At 42.6% G+C, this 5791-nt stretch carries 5 protein-coding genes and 2 pseudogenes; 6 read left to right on the top strand and 1 reads right to left on the bottom strand.

Features of this window, described 5'->3' with window-relative positions:
* The 6 genes and pseudogenes from WMO25_RS13885 to WMO25_RS13910 all read left to right on the top strand — a co-directional run.
* Nucleotides 1-163 (top strand): alanine:cation symporter family protein (locus tag WMO25_RS13885; protein ID WP_349085801.1); only part of this gene is annotated, 163 nt, incomplete at its 5' end.
* Nucleotides 164-291: 128 nt separating this feature from the next.
* Nucleotides 292-684: pseudogene (locus WMO25_RS13890) on the top strand (ammonium transporter); the annotation flags it as partial.
* 1 nt (nucleotide 685) lies between these two features.
* Nucleotides 686-956 (top strand): annotated as a pseudogene (locus WMO25_RS13895) (P-II family nitrogen regulator); the annotation flags it as partial.
* Between the two features lie 172 nt (nucleotides 957-1128).
* Nucleotides 1129-2226 carry an iron-containing alcohol dehydrogenase family protein gene (locus tag WMO25_RS13900; protein WP_349085795.1) on the top strand — a complete coding sequence of 366 codons (1098 nt, stop codon included), beginning with the start codon at nucleotides 1129-1131 and terminating at the stop codon, nucleotides 2224-2226.
* A gap of 303 nt (nucleotides 2227-2529) precedes the next feature.
* The gene (locus WMO25_RS13905; RefSeq protein WP_349085797.1) at nucleotides 2530-2949 is read left to right on the top strand and encodes a MarR family winged helix-turn-helix transcriptional regulator; all 420 of its coding nucleotides are present in this window, start codon (nucleotides 2530-2532) and stop codon (nucleotides 2947-2949) included.
* Between the two features lie 80 nt (nucleotides 2950-3029).
* Nucleotides 3030-4091 carry an FUSC family protein gene (locus WMO25_RS13910; RefSeq protein ID WP_349085799.1) on the top strand — a complete coding sequence of 354 codons (1062 nt, stop codon included), beginning with the start codon at nucleotides 3030-3032 and terminating at the stop codon, nucleotides 4089-4091.
* Between the two features lie 321 nt (nucleotides 4092-4412).
* On the opposite strand, the gene WMO25_RS13915 is transcribed toward WMO25_RS13910, so the two are convergent.
* Nucleotides 4413-5750 (bottom strand): MATE family efflux transporter, encoded by a 1338-nt coding sequence (locus tag WMO25_RS13915; protein ID WP_349085803.1) that lies wholly within the window; start codon nucleotides 5748-5750, stop codon nucleotides 4413-4415.
* Nucleotides 5751-5791 lie beyond the last annotated feature (41 nt).

A 5791-nucleotide genomic window follows, 5' to 3' on the forward strand; every position in this document is an offset into this window, starting at 1 on the left:
TATGCTGTTCATCGGCGGTATTGCCGCCTATACATTTGTATGGGATCTGGGTGATGTGGGCATCGGCCTGATGACATTGTTTAATATTTCAATCCTATATCCGTTGTCGAAGGAGGCATTTCAGGCACTGGGACAGTATGAGAAAGAGAAAGCGGAGAAATAGGATTTTTGTAAAGTATTTAAGTCATTTGCATCGGATAATGCCCAGCAAAGTTAATATTTGGTAAAGACGGTAAATTTTGTAAAAAAGTATTTGCCATCTGTTTTAAAGTCTGCTATGGCAGTACCGCTTACAAGGTTCATAATATTCCATTTGTGGCCCTTGGTGCTTTTATTCTCTGGTTCGGCTGGTTTGGATTCAATGCGGGAAGTGCTCTTGGTGCCAATGGACTGGCAGCCCATGCTTTAATGACAACGGCGCTTGCCAGCGCCAGCGCTATGATGTCCTGGATGCTGATTGATGTGATCAAAGACGGCAAGCCGACCCTTGTGGGCGCTTCAACCGGTCTGGTGGTTGGACTGGTAGCCATTACACCCGGGGCAGGATTTGTACCGATCTGGTCAGCGATTATTATCGGTGCAGCGGTCAGCCCAATCTGCTGTTTTACGATTTCATTTTTGAAGGGTAAGCTGAAAATTGATGATGCACTGGACGCTTTTGGCTGTCATGGCATTGGCGGTATTCAACGGCATTACCGTTTCACAGGTCATGGGGGTGCGGGGCACAGCGTGGTTACAAAAAGCGTGTGCGTGGTACGGAAGTAGATGTGATGATGCTACCGAAAATTAAGTTTGAAATTGTCGTATCCTCAGAAGAATGGAAGCAGAAAACCATTGCTGCGATTCAGAAAGCCGCTTTCACAGGTGAAGTCGGTGACGGCAAGATTTTCAGCTATGAAATTCGTTCTGCCATGAAGATCCGGACAAGGGAATGCGGGTATGATGCGTTAAATTGAAAAGAATTGAAATGTCAGAAGTAGAGATGTGCTTCTGACATTTTTAATGCTTCATTTTGAAAAAAATCAGGATTAATATATTGTTCAGACAATAACATAATCAATATTCGAAAAACAGAATGAATGACATGAAATGGAAAGGGTGATCAGAATGTCAAATTATAGTATATTTTTGCCAAGTTATAGCGTAGGGGAGGAATGTTATAAAGAGATTCCTTATGTAGCACGAAAGTATGGTAAAAAGGCAGTTGCTATCGGAGGAAAGACGGCGATGTCTAAAGCGAAGCCGGAATTATTAAAGGCTTTGGAAGGCACTGATTTTGAAATTACTGATTTTATCTGGTATGGCGGTGATTCGAATTATGAAAATGTTGAAATACTGAAGAAGCACCCGGAAGTAATAAATGCAGATATGCTGTTTGGTATCGGCGGCGGACGTGCTTGTGATACAGTTAAGATTTTGGCGGATATGTTGGATAAACCGTTTTTTACCTTCCCGACACTGGCCTCTAACTGTGCCGCATGTACAGCTATTGCGGTTGTATACAATCAGGATGCATCTTTTAAAGAGTATTATTATATGAAGACGCCGGCTTATCATACTTTTATTAATACAAAAGTCATTTCAGATTCACCTGCAGAGTTGTTTTGGGCAGGAATTGGTGATGCCCTTTCAAAAGAATACGAAGTTCTTTTTGTAACCCGTGATAAGCCGATGTATCATACACCATTGATGGGACATTGTATTTCAACCATTTGTACAGAACCTCTGCTGACGTACGGCAAACAGGCATTGGAAGATTGCCGACAGAGAAAACCATCTTTTGCACTGGAACAGGTTGCATTGGATATTATTATTTCAACAGGTATTGTGTCAAATTTTGAAACCCATGAAGCACAGCCGGATCCGAAGGATGATTATTATTACAACAGTACACTTGCTCATTGTGTTTATTATGGCGTATCTACGATACCGGCAGCGGAGAAACATCTGCACGGGGAGATCGTTTCCTTTGGTGTGCTGTGTCTGCTGACCTATGATGGACAGATTAGAGAACGTGATAAAATTATGGCATTTAACGCAGATATGAGATTGCCGGTTACACTGGAAGAAATGGATTTGACAACGGAAGATGTGGATAAGATTGTGAAGAAAGCATCCAGCGTGATCGAGTGGCAGTTCGTACCGGGCGGTGCATCAGAGGAAAAATTTAAAAACGCTATCCTGGAAACAGATGAAGCCGGAAAGAGTTATCTGGCACAACATTAACAGGAGTAAAAATAAACAGAGATGTAGCACGGATTAAAAATGGGTGAAACCTGTGGCATGATGATGCAGGTTTCATCCATTTTCTGCTTGACAAAGAAACAAATTTGCAGTATGATATTTTACAGATTATATAGTTTACATTGTGAACTAAATGGGCGGCATGAGTACTCCGATATGAAGATACAAAACTTCTGATGAATGGCATGAAGGATCAGTTGGTGTGTCAAAAAGATGGTGCATCAATAAAGATTGAACAGGATATATGAAATGAGAAATACAGAAAAGGACAAATATTGGCGAGAGATGATTAGAAAACAGGGAGAATTGCGGCATTTTGGTAGCATGGCTATTCGAAAGAGCAGTAAAGGAGATCTGGCATCTGCACAGGAGGTGGATTTACTGTTTCGAGTGGCTTTGTCAGGTGGTATGATGACACCGGGACAGCTGGCAGCGGATATGGGAGTCAGTAAGACGATTATCAGTCGTTTAATTGATAGTCTTGAGAAGAAAGCACTGATTATTAAAGAAAGAACATTGAACGACCGGAGAAGTTATGGTATTCGTGTAACAGATGATGGCAAAGAAGAAGTAGACCGGATGTATTATTATTACCTTGATCCATTGTACACATTAAGGGAACAGATGCCGTCAGATGATTTTGAGAAATTATTCAGACTCATTGAAGCGGCCAATACGATTTTGAGTAACGCGAATAGCAAATAGATAAGAAGCGTCAATAGTCGCACAGACTGAAATAGAAAAATGAAGCAAAAGAATATGATTAATGAAAGGATGAAAGATTAATGACATTTTATCAGGAATTGCAGTTGAGTTCCGCGGGTTCCAAACAATTAATTAAAAACACAACAGATAAGAAGGAAAAACGCAGACATATTTTGATTTATAATTTTAAAGTCTATCTGGTCATGACATTCTGTTTTGCACTGGTAACCTTATACAGCATGATCTTCGGATCGGACAATAGCGTAGCCGGGGTTGTTTTTCTGTTAGCACTTCTGGTGCTTCGCCAGGCGGATTTTGGTATTCGGACGCATCATGGTCTGCTGTGTATTGTCGGTATTTTTGCTATTTTGAGCGTCGGACCGAGGGTCTCCAATATGGTTTCACCATGGGCGGCCTTTGTTATTAATATTGGCTGTATTTTTACATTAATGCTGCTTGGCTGCCACAATGTCATTATGTACAATCATTCCACATTTGTGCTGGGATATTTATTGCTTCAGGGACATGATGTCACCGGCAGATCCTATTATCTGCGTGTTATCAGTCTGTTGGTGGGGATGCTGATCTGTATGGCTGTTTTTTATAAGAATCAGCGCAAGCGTCCTTACAGAAGACATTTGTTGGATATTTTCAGAGAATTCAATATTCGTTCGGCCAGAAACTGGTGGTACATCAAACTGACACTGGTGGTTTCAACAGCGTTGCTGATTTTCTCATTGCTGGGGCTGCCGAGAGCCATGTGGGCCGGCATTGCATGCATGTCCATCTGTCTGCCGTTTTCGTCGGATATTGTCGAACGTGCCAAAAAGCGAGGTCCGTATAACATCGTCGGCTGTCTGATTTTCCTTGTATTGTATTACATACTTCCGCCATCCATGTATCTTTATATCGGCATCATTGGCGGAATTGGTGTTGGTTACTCTGCAGGATACGCATGGCAGACAGTCTTCAATACCTTCGGCGCCCTCTCCATCGCTTCCGGCCTCTTTGGTGCGGCAGGAGCAGTCGCTCTCCGAATCGGCGCCAATGTCTTTGGTTCTGTTTATACTGTACTGTTCGATAAGGCTATGAATGGCCTTATACAACTGGTTAATAGCAGGGAATGTAGGAAAGCAGTATAAATCTGTATTCTACATAGTTGATAAAAATAAAATCATAAGATATTTCTTGCGGATGAAAAATAGTGTCGGTTATTTTTATTTAAAAGCTGTGACATTTGAATGAAGTCTAAATAAACAGCTGCGAAAGCATAAAATTCGAAAAGGTGCAGCAAAAGCCCTATTCAAAGGCAGGTGCTTCCAGCATAGCCGGTACTTAGATGTCGTTTTTTGACATCTTATGTACCGTTGCTAATGCTGGGCAGCGCGAGCGTGCCTGCTTTGAATAGGGCTTTTGCTACACCTTTCGTAGACTAGGGATTTCGCAGCATTGTTTTCACAGCGTCAAATAAAGTAATTCTGTTTTCCCGGCCGGAAGAAATACCGTACATGCATGACCGTCGACAGGAGCAGTGTCAGAAACTCTGCCACCGGAATGGCAATCCATGCGCCGGTTAAGTCAAGGAAAGTCGGCAAAATCAACAAGCTCAATACAATAAATACAAGCGTTCGGCAGAAGGAAATCATTGCGGAAATCAGACCGTTGGATAAGGCGGTGAAAAATCCGGAGGAAGTAATGTTTAAACCGCTGAACAGGAAGTTAATGGCAAAAATTTTAAATCCCGGAGCAGCCAGCCGGAAAGTATCCGCATCATGTGTAAAGACGGAAACAATTGGTGTGGATAATGTAACGGCAGCGATTGTCAGAAGAACTGAGGAAATACCCACAAAGAGGAAAGCAATACGATGGATATTTTTCAGTTCTTTTTTGTTGCCTGCGCCGTACTGGAAACCGACGATCGGTCCGATGCCGATGGAAAATCCAAGATAAAAGGCATTGAACAGGAACTGTCCGTACAGTAAAATCGTGATGGCAGCGACACCCTGTTCGCCGGCCAGACGCATCATGACAATATTGAACAGAAATGTAACGATGGCATTGGACAGCTGCGAGATCATTTCAGAGGAACCATTATAACAGGCCTGTCCAAGCTCCCTGAGATGGAGTCTGAAATGGGTGAAATGCAGAGAACCTTTCGAAAATGTAAAAAACAGCAGGCCGGCGATAGCCGGAATGGATTGACCGATACCTGTGGCAAGGGCAGCTCCGCTGATGCCCATCTGGCAAACAACGATAAAAACATAGTCCAAAACGGCATTCAGGATACCTGCGATCATCGTCAGAACAAGGCCAAGGTTTGGTCGGCCTGCAGTAACAAAATAAGACTGAAACAGACATTGCAGGATGGCTGCCGGTGCAAAGCTGACGACGACAGAAAGGTAACTGTCGCAGTCAGCCAGCAGAAGATCGCTGGCTCCCAGGATTCTGGAAATAGAAGTCAGATTCATATGGGTCAGCACAAGAATGACAACACTGATGAGCAGACTGATGACCACAAACTGGGTCATACATTCCTTGGCTTCTTTATCTTTGCCTTCCCCCATGTAACGGCTGATAATGGAATTGCCACCGGTGCCCAGCATGGTGCCAATGGCAAAAACAATATTAATGATTGGATAAACAATGTTTAAAGAGGACAGGGCATTGCTGCCGACAAAACGTGAAATAAAAATACCGTCGATAATCGTATATAACGACATAAACATCATCATAATGATGGAAGGTGCGGCAAATTTTAAAAGAGAGGCCGGTGTAAAATGGCCGTTAATTGAGTGACTCATAAATAAAATCCTTTCAAAAGATAGTGTAACTTTTATCAACA

Origin of the sequence: Coprococcus intestinihominis, from assembly GCF_040096555.1 — a bacterium.
Classification (GTDB): domain Bacteria; phylum Bacillota; class Clostridia; order Lachnospirales; family Lachnospiraceae; genus Coprococcus_A; species Coprococcus_A intestinihominis.

Bases quoted from the DNA above. Each gene is read 5' to 3' on its own strand.
- WMO25_RS13905 (WP_349085797.1), top strand. From the start codon at position 2,530: ATGATTAGAAAACAGGGAGAATTGCGGCATTTTGGTAGCATGGCTATT.
- WMO25_RS13910 (WP_349085799.1), top strand. From the start codon at position 3,030: ATGACATTTTATCAGGAATTGCAGTTGAGTTCCGCGGGTTCCAAACAA.
- WMO25_RS13915 (WP_349085803.1), bottom strand. From the start codon at position 5,750: ATGAGTCACTCAATTAACGGCCATTTTACACCGGCCTCTCTTTTAAAA.